Source organism: Leptospira gomenensis, from assembly GCF_004770155.1.
Taxonomy (GTDB): Bacteria; Spirochaetota; Leptospiria; order Leptospirales; family Leptospiraceae; genus Leptospira; species Leptospira gomenensis.
In genome coordinates, this window is sequence record NZ_RQFA01000037.1 from 38867 (window position 1) to 59473 (window position 20607).

A 20607-nucleotide genomic window follows, 5' to 3' on the forward strand; every position below is an offset into this window, starting at 1 on the left:
CCCCGTTTAGAAAAACCGGTATGTTCCTTTTTTTGTATCGGAAAAATTCTAAAAAATACCGAACGCTTTTTGCACTTCTTCCACGTCGCTGAATCTCCGTTTTTCCCTGCCGATGATCTGGTATTCCTCGTGTCCTTTTCCGGCGACGAGAAGACATCCGCCTTCGACCAAAAGTTCCACTCCCCGAAGGATAGCCTTGGCCCGGTCCGCTTCGCGTAACAACGGTCGGAACCCGTTGGAAAAACCCGCTTGAATCTCGTCTAAAATCGATTCGGGTTCCTCCGTCCTCGGGTTGTCCGAGGTCAGTATGACCTCGTCCGAAAGTTCCTCTGCGATACGCGCCATCTTCGGTCGTTTGGTGCGATCCCGATCCCCTCCACATCCGAAAAGTGTGATCAGTTGTTTCGGTTTGGAGTCGCGCACGTTTCGAATGATGTTTTCCAATGCGTCGGGTGTGTGAGCATAATCCACGACGGCCATTCGGGAACGATCCTTGTCGTAGACGATCTGGAAACGGCCCGGAATCTGGGGAACTGTCCGCAAAGAATCGCACATTGCCGTTTCATCGAAACCGAGTCCCCTGCCAGTCAAAAAAGCCAGAGCCGTATTACGCACGTTAAACGAACCGAGAAGATTCGTTTCGATTCCGAAAGACAAATTCCCTTTGAAGACGGAATACGAAGTTCCCTGTAGGGAAAGGGAAACGTTATGCGTTCTCCAATCATCCGCGGAACCGTCTAACGCGTGTATCGTTAGTTCGGGAATTTCTCTACGGATACGATCGAACATCTCCGAACCTCCCGCAGAGGCGCGATCCAAAACCCCGAACGGAGCGCGGGAAAAATCCAAAATTTCGAAAAGACGAAATTTACTTTCGAAGTAGTCGTCCATATCGGGATGAAAGTCTAGATGATCCTGGGTGAGATTGGTGAACACTCCCGCGCGTATCGAAATTCCGTTCATCCTTCCGAGTTTAAGACCGTGCGAACTCGCTTCCATAAAAACGAGATTTATTCCCTCGTCCTTCATCTTCCTTAAAATTTCGTTCAACGACGAGGCGTCGGGTGTAGTATATCCCGTATCGATCAGACTGTCTCCGAACTTCACGCCGATCGTACCGATCAAACCGCAACGTTTTCCCTGGTCTTTGGCGAGGGAATATAAGATATTCGTTAAGGACGTTTTGCCGTTGGTGCCTGTGACCGCGACGATCTCCATTTCCCGGGAAGGATGGCCGGATAAAAAAGAGGCGATCGGTCCTTGGATCCGTTCCGGGTCGTCTCCGTATTCCAGAACCGTTTTGGATTCAGGAACGAGAACGTCGGACCCGGACTTGAGAAGTATTACTGAGGCTTTCGCATTGGAAATAAATTCTTGTTTTCTGGAAGAGGAAGATTCCGGAACGCAGAATAGGTCGTTTACGTTCGTCTGTCTCGAATCGGATCGGACGTAATCGATTTCTACGGAATCAAGAGATACGTTATCCGAAACCCGTACCGGTTTGAGTTCAGGAAATTCACGGAGAAGTTTGGTTAGGTTCGTTTTCATTGTCGTTTTTTTCGGGAGGAAGATTCAACGTTATGATCCTGTCTCCGACGGTGATGGGAAGATAGTTGTACGTTTTGCGGTATAAGGTTTCGATCCTTCTCGCGGAAGTGTAGGTCGCGACTCCGATCTTTAAATCGTCGTTCTTTTTGATCTGTTTGATCTTTTCTCCCGTGGCGATTCCTATCTCCCGGTTCAACCTCGCGACCTGAACGTTCTGCCAAACGTAGAGAAAAAAAAGACTTAAAAAAAGAACCACCTTGCCTAGGTGGAAAAACAAAATTCCCAAATCCCTCCAAACGGGACTGCGAAATAAATCGGACAACGCGGACATGTTCTATTCTTCCTCTTCTTCTTCGAACTCTCGTTTTCCATATTTCTTATCGACCGATTTTGTCTTTCTGAGTACGCGTAATTTTGCGGAACGGGACGCAGGATTCTCCGTCGTCTCCTCTTCGGAAGGTAGAATCGGTTTTTTCGTGAGGAGTTCGAAGCCGTTTTGTTTGGCGTAATCTCGAAATAAATTCTTAACGATACGATCCTCCAAAGAATGAAAGGATATGACCTGCATCACCCCGCCGATCCGGAGTAATTCGAGAAGCGTATTTACTCCCGTTTCCACGTGCGCCAGTTCCTGATTGACTTCGATACGAAGCGCTTGAAAGATCCGAGTCGCGGGATGTCTTCCCGGAGGCCAAAACTTGCGGGGGATGATTTTAGAAATCAGATCGGCGAGATCGGAAGCCGTTGAAAACGGATTTTTTTTTCTGCGCTCCAAAATCGTTTCGACGATCTTTTTGGACCAACGTTCCTCTCCGTACGTGTAAAAGATATGAAGAAGACGATCCTTTGGATAAAGATTAAGAACCTCCGCGGCACTCGGACCGCCGTCCTCGGAAAGTCTCATGTCCAACGGTTCCGCTTCGCGAAAGCTGAATCCCCTTCCGGAATGAAAAAGATGAAACGTGGAGATTCCCAAATCGAGAAGAATCCCCTGCGGTGCCTCCGCGATCCCGTGTTCGTTTAACAAATCAGCGTTTATCTTAGAGAAGTTGGTTTCGATCGGAATCACACGATCCTGAAACCGGGCGAGACGTGCGCAAGCCCTCTGCAACATGACCGGATCACGATCGCAAAGAATCACCTTGGAGCGGGGAAACTCGTTTAAGAAAAGAAAACTGTGTCCGCCTTCTCCGGCTGTTCCGTCCAAAAACAAAACCGGGTCGTCTTTCGAAAAATTCTCCCGAAAGATCCTAAGGATATCGTTGCCTTGGACTGAATAGTGAACCGGTTCCAAACTCTCTCCATTGTTTTACTAAGTTTCCGAGCGGCAAGGAGATTCCGCCGATTCCCGCGCATCGACTCCGGCCCGATGGAGCGGATTAAATCCTTCGGTCGGATTTCGAAGGACAAAAGCCTACGTTTCCGTTTTTTCGTTTTCGAAAGGAACTCGAACGGTTTTCGTTTTTCGGAAGGTTCCCGCGAATCCTTTGACATTCGGCGTTCGAAAAATAATTTAGGGATATGGAAAAACCGGATCCGGATCCTTGGGAAGAACCCAGAAAAAACTTATTTTCCATTCACAAATTGGAATATGCCAGAGGCAAACGCCCCGACGTGGATTGTATCCTCTGCGGAATTTGTAGAAAAGATCCGGAGGTTCCCAATCTAACGGTTTCCGAAACGGAACATACCGTCGTCTCGGTGAACTTATACCCTTATAACCCGGGACATCTCATCATTTTCCCGAAACGTCACGTTCTTTCCTACGAGGAACTTTCCGACGAAGAAGCCCTGGAAATCCACCGAGGAACCGGCAAAGCGATTTCCATCCTGAAAAAACTCTGGAACGTACAAGGATTCAATCTGGGATACAACCTGGGTAAAAACTCGGGCGGCTCCATTCCGCACATACACCAACATATCGTACCCCGGTTTCCCAACGAGGCAGGTTTTTTGGACGTATTAGCGAATTCTAGAATTGTAATATACGAACCTTATGAAATGCAGAAGGAATGGATACGTATCTGGAACGAATTTTCCGGTTCGTAATCGTACAACGGTCGGTTCTACGCCGGACCGGCTTATACGAGCAACGACCGGAAACGATCCCGGGACAAGGAAAGCGCACTTTGAATCAACAAACGCCCGTTATACGACGGGCTTTTTTTGGTAGATCGTATGTCCCAAAAACTTATAACTTTCGGAAATTCCGAAGAGGGTTTCGGAATGGCCGATGATCAAAAGCCCTCGATCCTTTAGAACCCGTTCGAAATTTTCGAATATTTTTTTCTGGGTGGGTTTGTCGAAATAGATGATCACGTTTCTACAAAAGATACAATCCATCTTATCCGGAATCGGATAAGGAGTCTCCAAAAGATTGACCTTTCTGAAATCGATCAAAGCCTTGAGTTCCGGTTTGGCGAGATATTGGATTTCACCCCGCTCGTCCTTTTGTTTGAGAAAATATCTGGTTTTGAGTTTTTCCTCCACCGGCGACAGACGTTCTTCCCGATATTGTCCTTCCCTGGCGGTATTGATCACGTTCGTATCGATATCGGAGGCGTAGATTTTTATGTCCCAACCAGGTTTGAGTCCGAAGTATTCGAGACAGGTGATCGCGATGGTGTACGGCTCCTCTCCCGTCGAACACGCGCTAGACCATATGCGCAGCGTCTTTTTTCCGGTTTTAGCCGCCTTTTCCTCCACGGAGGGGAAAAAAGTCCCCTTTAAAAAATCGAAATGATGGTTCTCCCGATAAAAATCGGTTTTATTCGTGGTGATTCGGTTGATGAGTTCGGTGAGTTCGGCCTCGAAAAACTCCCGGTCTTTCCGCAGTTTTCCTATGTATTCCGAAACGGATTTGAGGCCGAAATTCCTCGCCCTTCCGTTTAACCGGGATTGAACCATGATCTTTTTATGGTCGGCGAGAAAGATTCCCGTTTCCTTATACATTAAGGATTTGATGAATTGAAACTCCTCGTCCGAAATGGCGTTTAAACTGGATTGTAGGTCCGACATATTAGGGTTGTTTTATAAAGGACCGAAAGCTCTGTCAAGAGATACAAGTCGAAGGATTTGTTTTAGACGATCGGAAACGTTTACGGATTCAAGTTCGATTCCGAGAGCGCGAAGGCGATTGGAGAAGCCCACAAGGACGCCGAGGGCGACGGAGGTCACGGCTTCCACTTCCGCAAAATCCAGGACGACGCAGGAAGGATTTTTTTCCAGATGCGAGTTCAGATAATTCCTGAACTCATCGTGATCCATTGCGAAGTCTTTTAGTTTCATGGATACGTAGACTTTCTCGTTGAAAACCATTGAAAAAATTAGACGGTATAAAAAATGGAATTCAACCGTTATATTTCTGAAATCGATGATGGAACCGTTCGACAAAAGGGAAGAAGAGGAGGAAGAGGAATTCTCCGCAAAATTCGAAACCTCGGATCGTCTTTTGCTTGCCTTAGTCCGATCCTTTCTGGACGCGAACGAAATACCGTACTTCGTTTTGGGCGAAGAGTTGTTCTTTTTGGAAGGAGCCGCCGTTCCTGCGGGAAATCATATCGCGGTGTTGTTCATGACGGAAAGGGATTACCCAGCCCTTAAGGAATTCTTGGAAAGAGAAAATCGTTGAAAATAGGAATCGTAAAACATTTAAACGCACGACCTCTTACTTGGGGTTTTGAAACGGACGAAAACCACGAAATAGTTCCCGAAAACCCGGCGGTATTAAAGGATTATCTAATAAACGGAATGATCGATGTCGGTTTAATTTCTTCGATCGAATGTATCCGTAACGCGGAACTTTTGAATTCGTACGAAAGCACCGGGGTTTGTGCGGCCGACAAGGTTCGGTCCATTCTGTTTTTTAAGAACAAACGGGAAGAGTTTCCTCCCCGGTTGATCCTAACGGACAACGGATCCAAAACGAGCGTGTCCTTGGTTCGCGTTCTGATTCACGAAGAAAGCGGAAGTGTTCCCGAGGTGATTCCCACCGATTCGGCGCTCATCCAAGATCGGATCGCCAAGGGAATCGGATCGCATATGCTCTTCGGTGACAACGCGCTTTTGGCGAAGTGGAATCCGAACGACTACGAAGTGCTCGATCTTGCGGAGTGGTGGCACAGGCTCACCGGTTTCGGGTTCATCTTCGCTTTGTGGGCCAGCAAAAAGCCGCTTCTTTTGGAGGAATCCCTGTTTGTCGCTTCTTTGCAATACGGTCTTTCCCATATCGAAGAGATCGTTTCCCACGAGTCCCGTCTTCCGAACGAACTGGTTCGAAGTTATCTCACGCAGGAACTTCATTACAAAGTGACCGAAGAGGACAAAAAGGGTTTCGTCTTATTCGGCGATAAATGCAAAAAATTGAATATTCTTTGATTCGGAGAATATATGGGAGCGGTTTTAAAAAAGGAAGAATTCGATTTTTCTTATTCGTTTCGGGTGCGTTACGCGGAATGCGACGCACAGGGAATCGTATTTAACGCCAATTATCTGACGTATTTCGACGTGGGAATCACGGAATACTTCCGCGCACACGGTCTTCCTTACGGGGAATCGTCCGAAAAACTGGGACTCGATTTCCACGTCGTCCATTGTTCTATCGATTTTAAGTCGCCCGCCCGTTTCGACGATACGGTCGAGGTTTTCGTACGTGGATCCTTTTCGGGTGTGAAGATTTTTTGGGACCTCGCGATTTATCGGGAAAACACCGCCCTCTGTTCCGCTTCGCTCGTTTACGCTTGTGTGGAAATCCGGGGAGGCGGACTCAAACGGGTTCCTCGGGAATTGGCGCAAAACCTCGGTTTAAACGAAGGTTGAGATCGGACGGTTTCAGATCCGTTAGAATATTAGGAAATTCTTTATAAGAATAGTCGAATACTATGATCGCCCCGGAGAAACTGCGGATCCTTCCAATCCCAGACCCGGCTAGGATCCGTATCCACGTCCTTGGGATGACGATTCCAGAGAGAAGGACCGGGATCGACCGATGCGCGCAAATGGACGGTCAGACTCAGGATACAAAGTATAATCCAGATTCTTCGTAACGGAATCGAAGTCCGAAACGAGGAAAAATAATCCTCGTAACCCCTCGCCGCAAACCAGATCCAAAAAGGGATCGTTTCCGTCCATAGACGGGGACCTACCGAATGTCCGCCCCACCAGGAATCGAAACCGGAAATCACGATTACGTGCAAAAGAATCGATAACGAAAGGACCGCGAAGACCGGTCCATTATCTCTTACGGCGGAGAACATTCCGAAAAACGAAAGGATCAAAAATGGAGACCATATAAACAAGCCTCTGGAAGGACTGATCCAATGACCTAAAAACGCCTCCCCAAAGGTGGATAACGTGAAAATTCTTTCTCCGTCCTCCCGGTAATACGGCGGCAACACGGAATCGTATAAACTCCAGTTGAACATTAAAAATACGAGTAAAAACGGAATCGCAGCGAGTAGAAGCCGTAACGAATCCTTCGGCCTGGTTTTTAGTACTCCGAAAAACAAACAGACGGAAACTAGTACGCTCGTCGGACGGATCCACAAGGCAAAGCCGCATAACGCACCGAGGAGAAAGTAATCCTTCTTCGAGCGGAGTTCCCCGGTAAATATTCTTAGTAGGATAGAATTGACGAGCAAAACTCCCGTTTGTTGCCAAAGCGCCCTTCCCGCAGTCGATAAAACGGGCGTACAAAACGCGAATAAAAGCGAGAACATCAAAGCGGTTTTTCGCCCATATCTTCCGCGAAGCGCTCGATACAAAAACGATACCGAGAGAGCGATCCAACCCGCTGCTATAAATCGTTCGGCCTCGGGAAGATGACGGAGGATTTCCCTGGTGCCGTTGATCTGCATCAACAAAAACACTTGAGGAATCGCTAATATGGAAACTCCTACTGGAAAATAATTGTACAGATGTCCGCGGGAGTTACGGATCGCATAACCGGATCTTTCTGCGACGAGATCCGGATATTCGTCCAGATCAAAATTTCCGGTCTTGAGTATGCTGACCGTAGTCGGAACGTTCCAGATCGTATCGGAGACGGGGCTGATGGGAAGCACGAGATCGACGAAAAATACGAGCAGAAAAATCCAGAAAGACGCCGACGTCGTTGAGCGCATAACAGTGGTTAGTAGATGACGGTGATTCTATAATCCCAGGAATTATTTCCGGTTTTTTCTATGGTTTCGGCCAAGGGCAGCCGGTAACTGAGTTTGCCTAAATTGACGTCGCCTCGGTTGGATCTGCATACGGACGCGATCGGAAAATTCACCTTAAAGAGTATGGAACTGGTTCGTAGGAGACGGAGCGTTTCCGAATAGATCTTTTTTTCTCCGTCTTTTTTTAGGGTTTCCGGCGCCCGGCTGATCGAAGGGATTTCGCGTTTGACGTAGATCGTATTTCCTTTTTTTCGAACCTGCACCTTTCCCAACATCGCGTCTTCGATTTGCGAAAGATCCTGAAATTCCACCTTATAATACACTTTCGCCTTTTCCCGAAATAAACCCGGATCCGTTTCCGGTGTTACGATCTTTTGAAACGTATAATCTTTAAGTGAAACGTTTTTGGAAAAAAAGCCCTTGTTCAGCCGACCCAAAATCTCGTCCTTTCTGGTAGGTAGAAATTTGATTAGGGATTCGTCGGAATTCCGACGGGTCGGAACTACGTAGGAAACCTCGAGAGTCCCGGAAAAATCGTGATTGATCGTCACGGTTTCTTCGTAATCGAAACAGTTGGTGAGGCAAAACGCGACGATCGTAAAAAGAAAAACTTTGGAAATTCGGCCGGAAACGAGGCTCATGCATCAAATCTGGGACGAAAAAGGATTCCGTCAACGTAAATCCAAAGCCGTCCTTCCGGGGTCTTTCCCGAGCCTTTTGCACAAAAGAAAGATCGTCTGCCGAGTCCGATTCGTTTTCAAAGATGAATCCGTTTTTGAAAACGTTCGGAAATCGGAGGCGATTTATTTCTCGACGCCTTCTCCGAAATGTTCAGGATTTTAGAAAAGAATCGAATCCATGCAATACGTTCAATCGCTTCGCACGTCGCTTTCTTGGAACGAAATCTGCGAACAGATCGTCCTTACAACGAAAGGAACGGTCGTACAAATTCTCGAAAACGTCGCCGTAATCCAGTCCGAAGAAGTGGAAATCAAACTCGAATATATGCCATTCAATCCTCGACGGGAAACCGATTGTAATCTGCGAACCAGTTTTACCGAATCGAAGGAAGACAAGACTGGAATTCGACTGATAGAATGGCAAAAACTTCTTAGGTCATTGGAAACCCATGTCGGAATTCAATGTATCGATCATTACTATCTACATTCTAAAATTTCTCTGAAACAATTCTGCGCAAAGATCGAAGAGATATTCCGAACGTTCTCCTTTGACTTTGACTTTGAAGACGCGAACGAATGGGCGATCGCTGAAACGGACGATTTCATCCTTTCTATTTCCAAAACCTATCGGAGGAATTCCTTCCACGAATGGAATCCGAAAGAATGTCCGCCCGGGTGCAACTATTCGTTGCGTTGTACCGTAAAGGCGACGGATCGGGAGGATTGGAATCAAACGCTCTACCGAGAGATTTGGTTTCCTCGTTGGAAAGAATTTTTTGTGAAATGTTCCTGCTCGTCCGTCGTTCGTCTTTGGAAAAGCCCGATTCATTCTTAGGAAACCCGTCACCGCTTCGATCCTCCGTCCCAGCGAGAAACGTGGGAACTCCTCAACGCGCGAACGGACCGTACAACTCGGACTGCGGGAACTCTCACAAAAACGGTGCGGGCCGCATCCGCGAAGGGAAAATTTCACAGAGATTGTAGGAACTCCCCGAACTATACCTTCGCGGACCGCGCCGACTCCGGGCTCGCGGATTCCCGCTCGGTCCGAAAGACGATCCCCCAAGAATGATTTCTTCCGGGAAACGAACAAGTTCCGTGCAATCCGGACCAAGCCCTACGTGTCGCTTGCGGAACAATTTGCGGGAACTCCACGGTTCTCCACCGGACTAAGGCAACATTTGCTTCGAAATCCAAACTGTGCGGGAACTCCTGCCTTTCTTGTGGGAAACCGGGAAGTTCCTTTGCTATTCAAACTGTGCGGGAACTCCCCCAAAAACACCGGAAGATCCGTCTCGTGCCCTACTTCGAAATCGGATACGCCTCGTTTCCGTGTTCCAAAATATCCAAACCGGTAATTTCTTCCTCTTCGGAAACGCGCAGACCCAGCGTGTATTTCAGAACCAAAAAGATAATCGAACTAACACCGAACGACCAAACAAACGCGATTCCGATTCCGGAAAGCTGGGTAAAAACGACGCTCCAATCTCCTCCGAAAAAAAGACCGTTCACTCCGCCGAACGCCTCTTGCGCGAACAAACCCGCCGCGAGAGTTCCCCAAGCGCCGCAAACTCCGTGAACCGAAACGGCACCGACGGGATCGTCGATATGAATCCGATCGAAGAACAAAACGCTCAACACCACGAGGATCCCCGCAACGAAACCGATGATCAAAGCGGAGGAAATACTTACGTTCGCACAAGGAGAAGTGATCGCGACGAGTCCCGCCAAAGCGCCGTTTAACGAAAGACCGATATCCGGCTTTTTAAACATGATCCAAGTCACGATCATCGAAGCCAGTGCGCCCGAGACCGCAGCCATGTTGGTCGTAACCGCGATGACCGCGAAGTTTCCGCCGTTGACCGAAGTGGTGGAACCGGGATTGAATCCGAACCAACCGAACCAAAGAATAAAGACGCCTAACGCAGCCATGGACATGTTGTGTCCTAAGATAGGAAAAAGTTTTCCGTCTTGATACTTACCGATCCTCGGCCCTAAAATCAAAGCTCCTGCAAGACCGGCCCAACCGCCTACCGAATGAACCACGGTGGAACCTGCGAAATCGATAAACCCTTGTTGTTCCAAAAAACCTTTGCCCAAACCCCAAAGACCGGCCCAAGCCAAACTTCCGAATACTGGATAAACGAAAGCGGTGATCACAACGGAAAAGATAATGTAAGAAACGAACTTGGTCCGTTCCGCCATCGCCCCCGAAACGATCGTCGCCGCGGTTCCCGCAAAAACCATTTGAAACAGGAAGAACGCGAATCCCCACTTATCCGGAGTTCCGTCCTTAACGATCAATGAATCCGCAAATCCGGGAACCCCGATTCCGAAACCGGGAAACAACTGAGGACCGAACATCACCGAAAAACCTACGAGCCAAAAAAAGACGGATCCCAGACAGAAGTCGATGAAGTTCTTCATCAGAATATTCACAACGTTTTTCGCGCGCGTAAAACCGGCTTCCACGTATGCGAAACCCGCCTGCATAAAAAAGACCATAAACGCCGCGATACAAGTCCAAAGCCAATTGATCTCCGATCGTAACGTAGAAAGTTCGGTACTAACGGCTGTTATAGCCGGATCCGAGACGGGTGAAGTCGTTTCCACGACGGGGGTTTCTTGGGCAAAAATTCCCGAAGCGGCCAGCGAAAGAATTAGGATAAAACACCAACGCATAGTATAACTTAATCTCCTTTATTATTTAAATCATTCCAAACTAAAATCAGACGGCGAGTTTCTCCTCTTCGTCGGAAAGGGAGGAATCCTCCTTTTTGTTATACATCAAGTCCTCCAACTTTTTCAGAGAGATTTTAAGGTATTCGTTCGTAGGAGCGCTTTTAATTCCCTGTTGAAGCACCTTGATCGCCTTCGGGCTTTGATTCTCTTTGAGATAACACCTCGCCAAACGAAGACTAGCCTTGGAATACGTGTGATCGATCGCGAGAGAACGTTTGAGCGAACGTTTCGCCTCGGTCACGTTATCCGTTTCGTAATAAGCTCTACCGATCAGATAATGGATGTAAGCCGAATCTTCTCCGGAAGTTTTGACGAACTTATCCAAAAACTGGATCGCCTTGGGAAAGTTCCTGTCGCGGTAATACATTCTTCCGAGAAGAAGCAGACTGTCCTTGATCGAATCGTCCAAAGAATAAACGTCCAACGCTTTGTCGTAAGCGAGCGAATCGTTCTTTTCCCGAGCCGCGGTTTTGGCAACGTTCATCATCGACTTGGCCTTGTTTAAAAGAGGATTACACTGAAGAGCCAGGATCGAAATATCGTCTCCGTTTTTAGCCGTTCCCTTATAACGTTTGAAACGCGAGATCAACGAATCGACGAGATCTCCGACGTAGATACGATCCCTTTGTTCTTCGAGAGTTTGTTTTTCCTGACGGACCCATTCCAAAAAGCGGGCATTTCCGAGCTCTTGTCGTTCCGGATTTTTCTGTTCCACGATTCCGTCGGAAGTGAGAATGAGAATGTCTCCCGGATGGATGCGGCCGTGTTTCTCTTCGAAGTTGCTTCTGCCGACTTCGAAAATTCCCATAGGAACACCGTGAGAATCCAACTCGTCGATCTCGCCTGTGTCGTTGCGAAAATGAATCAACTTCTGATGCGCTCCGTTTACGTAGGAATACGAGTAGTCTCCGTAGATTCTCAAAATGAACGCTGTGAAATACGTTCCGTCCGGAAGTTGAGGACGGATGGATTCGCCGAGTTCCGCGAGCGTTTCCGTCAGCCCGAGCCCCAACGAAGTACATCTTCTAAATTGATAATGGATGGACATGGTGACGAGAGCCGCAGGAATACCGTGACCGGAAACGTCGGCTATGATGACGGTAACCGCGTTCCCGTGACGCACAACGTCGAAGTAATCCCCCGAAACTTCGGTCATCGGTTCGTAGTATGTTCCGAAGTGGATTCCGTTCCAAGGGGCGATATTCGTATCGATGATCTGACTCTGAACGTTACGCCCCATCTTCATATCGAACTCGAGTTGTTTTAGAACCGCCGCTTCTCTGTGGTTCGCCTCCACAAGACCCTCGATCAGACGGACCGTGGTCAAAGCGAGCGCCAGTTGCGCCGCGAGCGCCTCCAAAATTTCCACGTCGTCTTCGATGTAAAAAAAACTGTGTTCGGATTCCACGGCGATCGTTCCGAGCACTTCGTCCTTGTAAAGAATGGGAACGCACATAACGGAGAGCGTGGATTCTCCCTCGTCCACGTATTCGGGATGATACGCGAGGTTCTGCACCAAAAGGGAATGTTTCGTCTTAAACGTGTGACCGGAATATCCTTCGTTTTCGGTGACGCTTCTGCGGGGAGGAGTCGTCTCCAAAAGATAACGAACCGGCACCAAAAGACCGTCCTTCCAGATACGAAGGGTCGTATTGTCGCATTCGAAAATATCTTTGCAAATGTTAATTACGGAATCGTAAAGTTCCTCGTGTTTATCCACGGAGGAAAATTCCTTACTGATATAAAGAAGAATATCGATCTTATTCTTTTCCGTAAGTCCTCCTACGACCTTGTGACTTCCCCGGAAACTTACGACCTTGCGTTGTCCAAATTTTATATCTATCATATACCGCACTCCAAGGAAAGAATGGAATCCTTGAATTCGCTTCTGTTTACAGAAGTATCTGCAAAAAGCGTACCAGTATAGAAAACGAGGAAAAATCTGTTGTTTTTTTAGAAATAAAGAAGAATTTCGCGACCTACATTTATAAATCGCTTATTTTTTAGGCATGACATAATTCAGTTCTTTTAAGAAACAGGCAATTTTAACCGGCAAATCACCGGCGCCGTTTCGAAAAAAAACGGCGGATTCCCTCGCCCAGTTTCCCCAAAACTCCGACCGAAGAACGAGTCCCGTGTTTTCTAAGAAAGGATTCCACGTATTGGAACACGTCGTCTTCTGCTCGGTCGCCCATCACAAGACAAGCGTGACCGTAGTCGTCGGAAGAACCGCTCGCCTTGGAAACGATTCTGAATTCCTTCTTTTTGGAACCGGCGCGTTCGAAAACAGAACGCACCGAATCCGGAGTGGCGATGACGTCTTTCTCGCCTGCGATAAACAAGGAAGGGGCGGTGATCTTTTGTTGGAGTTTTTCGTAATCGAAAAAACCGTTTAGGGAAACCATCCGTTTGGTTTCGATCCAACGCATAAACTGCTCGGTCACACCGTCCGCGATGTTTTCGATCGCGTTTTTCATGATCTTCTTCACGGTTTTAGGAGAAGTCACCTTAGGGTTGTAGAGAATCTCGTCCACGGGAGTATACAACTCTCCCGCAAGGGGAGCAAGAATGGAAGCGCCGAATTTCAGATCCAACATTTTCCTCGCCCGGGGAAATCTGGAAAGAAGGCCGATGAGGGTGATTCCGATATGATTCAGATTGCCCGGACCGCCTAACGAAACAAAGGCGGCGATATCCTTGACGTCCTCCGCTTCCTGCATGCAAAAATGCGAATATACGATCATCGCACCCATGGAATGTCCGACGTAGGAAACACGATCCGAATTCGCGATCCGTTTCACCTTATCGATCATAGCCGGAACGTCGTATTTCACGATGTCGTCGAAGGTGAAATCCTCGTAACGGGTGGGACTATCGTGATACGAACGACCGCATCCGCGCAGGGAAACCGCGAAAACGTCGTATCCCCGCAACTTGAGATAATACGGAAGGGAATGTCGTTTATCAAGATCCACGACGAATTTATTCGTGGCGATTCCGTGGACCACTAAAACCGGAGCCAGGCGAGGATCGGGCTGGGGCGGAATATGACGATGTAGCGCGAGATTCCAACCGTCTTTGGTCTTGGCGAAGTAAACCTCGTCCGCGATGTCTTCTTGTCCGTACAATTTCCCGATCCAATTCAGAAGAAGTGGGTGAATCAGAAGAATCAAAATCAGAACGCCCGAAAAGATGAACGCGAGGGTCGATGCAAACAGCGCAAACAAAAGAAGAATGAGAAACGTAGTCGCTAAGTAGAAAGGACTTCTACGATTCTTAAGAATGGCGATCACAACGATAAAAATAAACGAAATCGGGAAATGTCAAGGATTAGAAGCTGCTTGCCCGAAAATTCCAAAACGGAAATCTGGTAGAATCCAGGCATACGGATGTCGCAACCGGAATTCAAACTCTACAACTCCCCCAACGGCTGGTATTCGATGGTCGTTCCCTCGCATTGGGTCCATATGGTCATCGAAGGGATCCCCGCTTTTTTCGAAGAGAACGGAAGCGGCGCTTTGCAGGTGTACGCCTTCGAAAACAAGGCGGGCAGCTACGATCTGCACGAAGAACTGCGCCGATATCTGAAAACCCACGAGATCGACTTCGAAGAGGACAAGGTCGCTTCCTTTGAAAACGAGGAAGGCAGCAGAATCATGGCCTGCGAATTCCGGAAAGAGGATCGGTTTTGGATGGTGTATATGATCGCAAACGGAAAACGGATGATCCTGCTTACCTACAACGGAGACGAAATTCCTCCCTCCGCGCTGGTCCGCGATTTGACGACGGTGATCAGCTCGATTCGTTTCGCATAACGGTTTCCCGTGACGGTTTCGTCTAACGCGATGCCGATCCTTGCCTTTTCCAGAGTTGAAATTCCCGATTTTCTGCGGTGGACATCGATAGGATAACGTTCATAAAGTCGAAGTTATCGTATTCCGAGACGATATCGTAGACCCGAGAATAACCTTCGGAACCGTTCGGAATCGAACAACCTCCGTTCTCGCCGATCAAAACCAACCAGATATCCGGTTGGAAAGGACCGGCGTCCGTGTTGATCAGTCGAATCTCGTCGATCTCCTTCCAAAGGATCTCTTCCGTTTTTCGTTTCGGATGTTCCACTCTAACGAATTCATCCGTAAGGGTGACGACAAATTCGTCCTCAGGCTTTCGAAACAGATTCAATTTTTTGAATATAAAATCGAACATACGTTTATCGTATCCTCCGATCGAACGGCCTCCGTCCTTTTAGAAATTCGCGCGGAGTACCGCGGGTTTGAAAAAAAAACGGAATTCGTTCGAACTTCGAAAAACCGAACGTAAAAATCATTCGATGGCAAGGGTTGCGGCGACCGCCTTTTTCCAACGTTGAATTTTTGCGGAGCGTTTGGACGGATCCATCTTCGGGTCGAAGGATTTATAACCTTTTTGTAATGTTTTGAGTTCCTCCAGATCCTTCCAAAAACCCACGGCCAGACCGGCCATATACGCGGCTCCTGTCGCGGTCATATCCGGTTCGGGCGCGCGATCCACGCGAACGTTCGAAAAATCCGCAAGACATTGCAGAAGAATATCGGATTGGGAAACGCCTCCGTCCACCTTGATGTCTTTGATTTTCACTTTCGTATCCTGTTGAATTCCTTCCAGAATTTCGTATAAACTCAGCGAAATTCCTTCGAGAACGGCGCGCGCCACGTGTCTTCTATGAGTGGCGAGAGAAAGACCGATTACCGAAGCCTTGGCTCTCGGATTAAAATACGGAAACCGGGCCCCCGTAGGCGTAGGAATAAAAACTACCCCTTCCGTATCCTCCGCTTGAGCCGCCAATTCGTTAAGAACCTTCGGCGTGTCCGAAAGACCGATTCCCTTACCGAGCCAATCGATCAGAGTTCCCGCAGTCGCGACAAAACCTTCGAGCATATAGGTGGTTTTGCCGTTCAACCTCCAAGCGATCATAGGGAACAGACCTCTTCTCGAGAGTTTGGCTTTGTGGCCCATGTTGATATCGACGAACGCGCCGGAACCTTGGGAAATTTTCACTTCTCCCGGTTCGAAACAACACTGACCGAACAACGCCGCCATCTGATCTCCGATGGAAGCCCGGATCGGAATCGAATGCCCGCCTAAAAATTCGGGAAGGGTGAGGCCGAAATCTCCGTTGCTGTCCTTGACTTCGGGGAACAAATTCATCGGAATTCCGAAAATACCGCAGACCGGTTTGTTCCAGATCAGTTGAAACGGATTGAACATTCCCGTCGCGACCGCGTTGGAAGAATCGGTAAGGTGTTGTTTTCCACCGGTGAGTTTATAGATAAACCAAGTGTCCAAGGTTCCGAAAAGAACCTCCCCTTTTTTGCAGCGTCTTCTGAGATCGGGATTCCGATCCAAAACCCATTTCAAACGGCAGGTTGCGTGATCGGTCGTGAACTTGAGCATAGAAGTGGCGATCATCATCGGGTGATTGGTCAAACGTCCTATGACCGTGGAGACGAGTTGAATGAATCTCCAGATCCAATTTCGATTCATGGCTTCGGAGGTTTTGTGGGAGCGGACGTCGGCCCAACTGATCAACGGAGTGAGCGGTTTTCCGGTCGCCTTTTCCCAAAGGACGAAGGAACCTCGTTGATTACAAATCCCTAATGTGATGATATCTTTGGCGATCTCTTTGCGTTTTTGGATCTTTTTCAAAAGAGAAAGAAGCGCTTTCCAGAGGACTTCCGGATCGTGTTCCAGAGCGCCCGCCTCCGGAATATTCGGAGGAGTTTTTTCGTATTGTCTTTCTACGATTTTTCCCTTACGATCGAGCACGAACGCCCGAATACCGCTTCCTCCGCTGTCGATGGAAAGAACAAACTTACCCTGAGAATTAGCCATTCGAATCTCCGAAAATAAAACCTAAAACCGAAAAAGAAAACGAAGTCGTAGCAAACGACCACGAAGGCTCAATCGAAATCAAAAAATTAGATAATCGAAGACGCCGGATTCTGTCTATGTTTTTCCGACCGGAAAAAAAGAAGAGCCGAGGCAAAAGGACGAAAACAAACCGAATTATAAAAATCAGACTGCGAAAAAATGACATTCAAAATCCAACCCGCCGCAAACAAAAACAAAACGCGGCGGCGGATCGGAATTCGAAAAACGAACCGACGACTACTACGCGAGAATTCCCCGAAGTTGGGAGAGAATCCTTCGGTTGTCGCTTGTATCGATGTCTTTTTGCATTTTATGAAAGATCATCGTTTGGGAACGACGGTCCAGCTTATCCAAAAGAATTCCCAAAAAACCCGGTTCGGAAACGAGGATGAGGCTCAAAAAACGATTCGATTTTCTGGCTTTTGCGATCCGATCACCGATTTGACCGGCAAAGGATTCGGCGACCTTGTGTTTGGGTTCTTGGACGGATTCCGTGTCGAACGCGACTCGTTTCGTTTTAGAACCTCGACCAATCCCGGAGGAATGCGCGGAGAGTTCCCGATTTTTCAATCTGCCTTTCGGATTTTCGATACTTTCCAAAAGTTCCAGCCCGTTGCGAGCGCCCTTGTATTCGTAAATTTTAGCTTCCGAACGATTTGCAACCACGACCCATTTATTCTTCATAAATCAAATCCTCCAAAATCGAATCGACAAGACCGAATACGAATCCCCCGAAACGGAATCGGTCCCGTAAACGGGCTCCGTTGTATACGAAATCGGATCGAACTTCAATTCCTTTTCCAAAAAAGAAACGAAACCGAACGAAGTAAACATAACAAACGTTCCGTTTACGAATACAAATAATGCGGGCGTTCCCCAACGAATGCGCAGCTTTTGAGAAGTCTTTCTCCGAAATTACGTTGGGTCGGGCTGGTCCGGACTTCGCGTTCGCTTCGGCCCCTTCGCCCAAAACGGCTCCGGGTCCGCTTCGCGTCCTTCCCATCCCTAACGCGATCTTTTTCGAACCAAGAAACAATCTCATCGATTCAAAACGCTTCCGCAACACATGCAGTTCGTTTAACAAAGAATGACATCAAAAAACATCAGACTATTTACTTCTATAGTTTGAATTCCATGAATATTATTTCACATAGATCCTTCTTATTTCAAATTATATCGTGAAAGGATTTATACTCTTTCAACCTGTAACGTTTTTACAAAAGCCTAAGTCTTTCGTATTAAATTCTAAACTTCATTTGGAGTAAGAATGAATACAAAGGAACGGGCATTTCGTTTTAAAGAACGATTCAATTTTTTAAAACGAAGAGAGGAAGGAGTAGCTTTCCCGGTCGTCAAAAAAATATTGACCGAAAGCGGAGAAAGCGAAACGGAAAAACAGGAGCGAGTGTGATGGGATTTTTTCCGAACTTGGACATATCGATGTATGGAACGTTTGCGACGGAAGTGTTCAATCGATATATCGAATATTTTTACGCCGTAAGTATTGCGATCAGCTTTTTGACCGGGATTTCCGGATTATATAAAGCGAAAAAAGATCGTTTGAATTTGGTACGGGCCATTTTTCTACTGAGTATTTCCTTTTGTTTATTGGGACAAGGGAAGGCGCTGTTTTACCTAACGCAAGGCAACGGGCTTTTAGACGAAGAACGAAGACTTTTCTTTTCGTATTTTATCGGATCCGCAATCTGCGCTTGCCTCACGACCGCCGTATATTCGTCGTATCTTCTCGGAATCATCCAGGATCCGTTGAAACTTTCTCTTTGGGGATTTTTAGGATTTCCGATTCTTTACTGCGTTTCCCAATTTATAGACAACTTATATACGATTACATATGTCGGCAAATCCGTCGTGTTACTGATTCAAATCAGCGCCGGAATCACCTCGTTTCGTTATATCCGTAAGAATCGGATGCGACCGATTTACTACAACTATCCGATTCTCAACGTCACGGTTTGTATTTCGATTCTTTGTCATACGATCGGACTTTGGATCGGTTTCCTTCCGTTGGTCATCGGATCCGCGATCGTTCCTGCGTTTCTTGTGGTTTATTTTTTCATTCTCGAATACAACCATCCCGAATTTTGGAGAAAGATAGAAAACGCGGAGCTGAACAACACGGAGTCTGTTTTGACGGAATTACTACTCATCGAAGACGGATCCTCCTTGTCGGTGGAAGAAACGGAAGCGGGTTTGAGTTCCTACATTCCGAGAAATTTGATCGAGGGTTTGGATCTCAGTCGGATCGAAACCAAAATCGAAAAGTTCGTGGAAGACAGAGAGTATTTGGACGAAGATCTGCGTTTATCCGACTTTGCGGCGTATCTGGGAATTTCCCTTCATCAGGCTTCGTATTATTTGAACAATTACAAGAAATCGAGCTTCACCGATTTTCTCAATTTTCATCGTTTGGAGGAATCGAAACGGATGTTCCTGGAAAAACCGGCAATGAATCTTTTAGAAATCGCCTTAGCCAGCGGATTCAATTCTCCTTCTTCCTTTCGTAGGGCTTGTATCAAATTTGCGGGTAAATCTCCGAAAGAATTCAGAAGTTCTTTGTTTAAGGAAAAAATCGCCCAGGAAATCGAGACGCCGATTTCTCCGGTTTCCTATACTGGTTTGGAACTGCAAACCAATCGATAGATAATCGTTTCAAATCGGGTATGAGCCCGTAAAACCCGTCGCCTTTTTTCGCGCGACGGGTTTCCTTCTCTAACACCGCAGAACCATCCGCGTTTTTTAGGTGTTCCTACAATTCGTTTCGTTTTAACCTACTTTGATCGGCATTCGGATCCGCGGGAGTTCCCGCACTTGTTTCCTAACAAAACAAAACGTCGCTTGAATTTCAGTCCGATACAAAAATCGAAAACTTCGAAATCCTTCAGCGGGAACAACTCATCCGATTTCGAAGAATGGAACACTCTTTCCTTTTTTTTCCGACCGTCAAAAAGCCTTCGGCGCTTTCTCCGTCTTCGAGAAAACGACCGCTAAAAATCGCTCCGCTGGAAAAACGGTAGGTCCCCGGCCCGTATTTTTTGTCAAAACGAAACCCACCGGAAAAACGATCCCCATCCTTATATTGGATACTACCGAAACCGTGTCTTTGTTCGTTCTTAAAACTTCCCGAATAGACTTCGCCCGAATCGTAGACGAAAATACCGTTTCCGTTGTTGCAGTTTCCCGATTTACATCCCGGAGGAGATCCTACATAGGAATTCAAGGATTTGTTTTCTTTTTTCGGTCGAACGTTCTCCGAAGAAGCGACCACCTCTTCCTGCGCGGATTCCGGTTCGACGTATTTTTTCGGCTGACCGAACGCATCTTCCTGGAAGAATTTCCTCTCTTTGATATCCGGTTCCAGATCGAGATCGTTCTTTTTCACGGAGGATTTTTTATGAGCCTCTGACGGCTTGGAAATTTCCTTATTTTTTTTGCCGCAGCCGATCAAAAGCGAACAAAGTAAGATCGCAATCGTTGTTCGATAGATTTGGGAAAGGACCATGTCCATCCTCCACGTTCGAAGTCCTTTCTATAACTATCGGATT

Annotated in this window: 21 protein-coding genes and 1 pseudogene; 7 read left to right on the top strand and 15 right to left on the bottom strand. The window is 47.3% G+C overall.

The window, feature by feature from the left end; all coding sequences use genetic code 11:
• Nucleotides 1–48: 48 nt before the first annotated feature.
• From EHQ17_RS08565 to rsmH, 3 genes are read right to left on the bottom strand one after another with little or no spacing between them, the layout of a single operon-like run.
• On the bottom strand, nucleotides 49–1548 hold the full coding sequence (locus tag EHQ17_RS08565) for a UDP-N-acetylmuramoyl-L-alanyl-D-glutamate--2,6-diaminopimelate ligase (RefSeq protein WP_135591065.1): 1500 nt from the start codon (nucleotides 1546–1548) through the stop codon (nucleotides 49–51).
• Nucleotides 1517–1879, bottom strand: coding sequence for a hypothetical protein (locus tag EHQ17_RS08570; protein WP_135591067.1), 363 nt, complete (start codon nucleotides 1877–1879; stop codon nucleotides 1517–1519). Before EHQ17_RS08570 ends, EHQ17_RS08565 begins: the two co-directional genes overlap by 32 nt.
• A 3-nt stretch (nucleotides 1880–1882) precedes the next feature.
• The gene (rsmH, locus tag EHQ17_RS08575) at nucleotides 1883–2842 is read right to left on the bottom strand and encodes a 16S rRNA (cytosine(1402)-N(4))-methyltransferase RsmH (RefSeq protein ID WP_135591069.1); all 960 of its coding nucleotides are present in this window, start codon (nucleotides 2840–2842) and stop codon (nucleotides 1883–1885) included.
• Between the two features lie 227 nt (nucleotides 2843–3069).
• On the opposite strand from rsmH, the gene EHQ17_RS08580 reads away from it, so the two are divergent.
• Nucleotides 3070–3597, top strand: a complete 528-nt coding sequence (locus EHQ17_RS08580) for an HIT family protein (RefSeq protein ID WP_135591071.1) — start codon at nucleotides 3070–3072, stop codon at nucleotides 3595–3597.
• A gap of 99 nt (nucleotides 3598–3696) precedes the next feature.
• Here EHQ17_RS08580 and EHQ17_RS08585 read toward each other — a convergent pair whose 3' ends face one another.
• Together EHQ17_RS08585 and EHQ17_RS08590 are read right to left on the bottom strand one after the other, a co-directional pair.
• A complete protein-coding gene (locus EHQ17_RS08585) occupies nucleotides 3697–4566 on the bottom strand; it encodes a CheR family methyltransferase (RefSeq protein WP_135591073.1) in 870 nt (289 codons plus the stop codon).
• Nucleotides 4567–4578: 12 nt separating this feature from the next.
• On the bottom strand, nucleotides 4579–4836 hold the full coding sequence (locus EHQ17_RS08590; protein WP_246057472.1) for an STAS domain-containing protein: 258 nt from the start codon (nucleotides 4834–4836) through the stop codon (nucleotides 4579–4581).
• Nucleotides 4837–4921: 85 nt separating this feature from the next.
• On the opposite strand from EHQ17_RS08590, the gene EHQ17_RS08595 reads away from it, so the two are divergent.
• The 3 genes from EHQ17_RS08595 to EHQ17_RS08605 are packed head-to-tail and all read left to right on the top strand — an operon-like array spanning nucleotide 4922 to nucleotide 6366.
• Complete coding sequence (locus EHQ17_RS08595; RefSeq protein WP_342776113.1) at nucleotides 4922–5179, top strand: putative signal transducing protein; 258 nt, start codon at nucleotides 4922–4924, stop codon at nucleotides 5177–5179.
• Nucleotides 5176–5925, top strand: coding sequence for a menaquinone biosynthetic enzyme MqnA/MqnD family protein (locus EHQ17_RS08600; RefSeq protein ID WP_135591077.1), 750 nt, complete (start codon nucleotides 5176–5178; stop codon nucleotides 5923–5925). The genes EHQ17_RS08595 and EHQ17_RS08600 overlap by 4 nt, the downstream gene beginning before the upstream one ends.
• Nucleotides 5926–5937: 12 nt before the next feature.
• Entirely contained in the window at nucleotides 5938–6366 is a 429-nt protein-coding gene (locus tag EHQ17_RS08605; RefSeq protein WP_135591079.1) for an acyl-CoA thioesterase, read from the top strand.
• A gap of 41 nt (nucleotides 6367–6407) precedes the next feature.
• Here EHQ17_RS08605 and EHQ17_RS08610 read toward each other — a convergent pair whose 3' ends face one another.
• Together EHQ17_RS08610 and EHQ17_RS08615 are read right to left on the bottom strand one after the other, a co-directional pair.
• Entirely contained in the window at nucleotides 6408–7670 is a 1263-nt protein-coding gene (locus EHQ17_RS08610; protein ID WP_135591080.1) for a glycosyltransferase family 39 protein, read from the bottom strand.
• Nucleotides 7671–7678: 8 nt separating this feature from the next.
• The gene (locus EHQ17_RS08615) at nucleotides 7679–8350 is read right to left on the bottom strand and encodes an LIC11874 family lipoprotein (protein WP_135591082.1); all 672 of its coding nucleotides are present in this window, start codon (nucleotides 8348–8350) and stop codon (nucleotides 7679–7681) included.
• A gap of 217 nt (nucleotides 8351–8567) precedes the next feature.
• Between EHQ17_RS08615 and EHQ17_RS08620 the strand changes: the two genes are divergently transcribed.
• Nucleotides 8568–9224 (top strand): aldo-keto reductase family protein, encoded by a 657-nt coding sequence (locus tag EHQ17_RS08620; RefSeq protein WP_135591083.1) that lies wholly within the window; start codon nucleotides 8568–8570, stop codon nucleotides 9222–9224.
• 467 nt (nucleotides 9225–9691) lie between these two features.
• Here the strand turns inward: EHQ17_RS08620 and EHQ17_RS08625 are convergent, their stop codons facing one another.
• The 3 genes from EHQ17_RS08625 to EHQ17_RS08635 all read right to left on the bottom strand — a co-directional run bounded on the left by EHQ17_RS08625 (nucleotide 9692) and on the right by EHQ17_RS08635 (nucleotide 14424).
• On the bottom strand, nucleotides 9692–11071 hold the full coding sequence (locus EHQ17_RS08625) for an ammonium transporter (protein ID WP_135591085.1): 1380 nt from the start codon (nucleotides 11069–11071) through the stop codon (nucleotides 9692–9694).
• 46 nt (nucleotides 11072–11117) lie between these two features.
• Nucleotides 11118–12977 carry a SpoIIE family protein phosphatase gene (locus EHQ17_RS08630; protein ID WP_135736173.1) on the bottom strand — a complete coding sequence of 620 codons (1860 nt, stop codon included), beginning with the start codon at nucleotides 12975–12977 and terminating at the stop codon, nucleotides 11118–11120.
• Nucleotides 12978–13188: 211 nt separating this feature from the next.
• Nucleotides 13189–14424, bottom strand: a complete 1236-nt coding sequence (locus EHQ17_RS08635; protein ID WP_135595369.1) for an alpha/beta fold hydrolase — start codon at nucleotides 14422–14424, stop codon at nucleotides 13189–13191.
• On the opposite strand from EHQ17_RS08635, the pseudogene EHQ17_RS08640 reads away from it, so the two are divergent.
• A pseudogene (locus EHQ17_RS08640) lies at nucleotides 14414–14946 on the top strand (hypothetical protein). The gene EHQ17_RS08635 and the pseudogene EHQ17_RS08640 overlap by 11 nt on opposite strands.
• Before the next feature lie 22 nt (nucleotides 14947–14968).
• Here the strand turns inward: EHQ17_RS08640 and EHQ17_RS08645 are convergent.
• From EHQ17_RS08645 to EHQ17_RS19775, 4 genes are all read right to left on the bottom strand, one after another.
• A complete protein-coding gene (locus EHQ17_RS08645; protein WP_135595367.1) occupies nucleotides 14969–15340 on the bottom strand; it encodes a hypothetical protein in 372 nt (123 codons plus the stop codon).
• Nucleotides 15341–15457: 117 nt separating this feature from the next.
• A complete protein-coding gene (locus tag EHQ17_RS08650) occupies nucleotides 15458–17005 on the bottom strand; it encodes a glycerol kinase 5 (RefSeq protein ID WP_135595366.1) in 1548 nt (515 codons plus the stop codon).
• Nucleotides 17006–17284: 279 nt separating this feature from the next.
• Nucleotides 17285–17728, bottom strand: a complete 444-nt coding sequence (locus EHQ17_RS08655; protein WP_135595365.1) for a host attachment protein — start codon at nucleotides 17726–17728, stop codon at nucleotides 17285–17287.
• Nucleotides 17729–17731: 3 nt separating this feature from the next.
• Nucleotides 17732–17878: a hypothetical protein gene (locus EHQ17_RS19775; protein ID WP_167881124.1), complete on the bottom strand. Its 147-nt coding sequence runs from the start codon at nucleotides 17876–17878 to the stop codon at nucleotides 17732–17734.
• A gap of 576 nt (nucleotides 17879–18454) precedes the next feature.
• On the opposite strand from EHQ17_RS19775, the gene EHQ17_RS08660 reads away from it, so the two are divergent.
• The gene (locus EHQ17_RS08660; RefSeq protein ID WP_135595364.1) at nucleotides 18455–19705 is read left to right on the top strand and encodes a helix-turn-helix domain-containing protein; all 1251 of its coding nucleotides are present in this window, start codon (nucleotides 18455–18457) and stop codon (nucleotides 19703–19705) included.
• 238 nt (nucleotides 19706–19943) lie between these two features.
• On the opposite strand, the gene EHQ17_RS08665 is transcribed toward EHQ17_RS08660, so the two are convergent.
• Nucleotides 19944–20564 carry an MORN repeat-containing protein gene (locus EHQ17_RS08665; RefSeq protein ID WP_246057473.1) on the bottom strand — a complete coding sequence of 207 codons (621 nt, stop codon included), beginning with the start codon at nucleotides 20562–20564 and terminating at the stop codon, nucleotides 19944–19946.
• Nucleotides 20565–20607 lie beyond the last annotated feature (43 nt).

Bases quoted from the DNA above. Each gene is read 5' to 3' on its own strand.
- EHQ17_RS08660 (WP_135595364.1), top strand. From the start codon at position 18,455: ATGGGATTTTTTCCGAACTTGGACATATCGATGTATGGAACGTTTGCG.
- EHQ17_RS08595 (WP_342776113.1), top strand. From the start codon at position 4,922: ATGATGGAACCGTTCGACAAAAGGGAAGAAGAGGAGGAAGAGGAATTC.
- EHQ17_RS08585 (WP_135591073.1), bottom strand. From the start codon at position 4,566: ATGTCGGACCTACAATCCAGTTTAAACGCCATTTCGGACGAGGAGTTT.
- EHQ17_RS08645 (WP_135595367.1), bottom strand. From the start codon at position 15,340: ATGTTCGATTTTATATTCAAAAAATTGAATCTGTTTCGAAAGCCTGAG.
- EHQ17_RS08580 (WP_135591071.1), top strand. From the start codon at position 3,070: ATGGAAAAACCGGATCCGGATCCTTGGGAAGAACCCAGAAAAAACTTA.
- EHQ17_RS08570 (WP_135591067.1), bottom strand. From the start codon at position 1,879: ATGTCCGCGTTGTCCGATTTATTTCGCAGTCCCGTTTGGAGGGATTTG.
- EHQ17_RS08615 (WP_135591082.1), bottom strand. From the start codon at position 8,350: ATGAGCCTCGTTTCCGGCCGAATTTCCAAAGTTTTTCTTTTTACGATC.
- EHQ17_RS08610 (WP_135591080.1), bottom strand. From the start codon at position 7,670: ATGCGCTCAACGACGTCGGCGTCTTTCTGGATTTTTCTGCTCGTATTT.
- EHQ17_RS08590 (WP_246057472.1), bottom strand. From the start codon at position 4,836: ATGAAACTAAAAGACTTCGCAATGGATCACGATGAGTTCAGGAATTAT.
- EHQ17_RS08625 (WP_135591085.1), bottom strand. From the start codon at position 11,071: ATGCGTTGGTGTTTTATCCTAATTCTTTCGCTGGCCGCTTCGGGAATT.
- EHQ17_RS19775 (WP_167881124.1), bottom strand. From the start codon at position 17,878: ATGTTTACTTCGTTCGGTTTCGTTTCTTTTTTGGAAAAGGAATTGAAG.
- EHQ17_RS08630 (WP_135736173.1), bottom strand. From the start codon at position 12,977: ATGATAGATATAAAATTTGGACAACGCAAGGTCGTAAGTTTCCGGGGA.
- EHQ17_RS08655 (WP_135595365.1), bottom strand. From the start codon at position 17,728: ATGAAGAATAAATGGGTCGTGGTTGCAAATCGTTCGGAAGCTAAAATT.
- EHQ17_RS08620 (WP_135591083.1), top strand. From the start codon at position 8,568: ATGCAATACGTTCAATCGCTTCGCACGTCGCTTTCTTGGAACGAAATC.
- EHQ17_RS08650 (WP_135595366.1), bottom strand. From the start codon at position 17,005: ATGGCTAATTCTCAGGGTAAGTTTGTTCTTTCCATCGACAGCGGAGGA.
- EHQ17_RS08665 (WP_246057473.1), bottom strand. From the start codon at position 20,564: ATGGTCCTTTCCCAAATCTATCGAACAACGATTGCGATCTTACTTTGT.
- EHQ17_RS08565 (WP_135591065.1), bottom strand. From the start codon at position 1,548: ATGAAAACGAACCTAACCAAACTTCTCCGTGAATTTCCTGAACTCAAA.
- EHQ17_RS08605 (WP_135591079.1), top strand. From the start codon at position 5,938: ATGGGAGCGGTTTTAAAAAAGGAAGAATTCGATTTTTCTTATTCGTTT.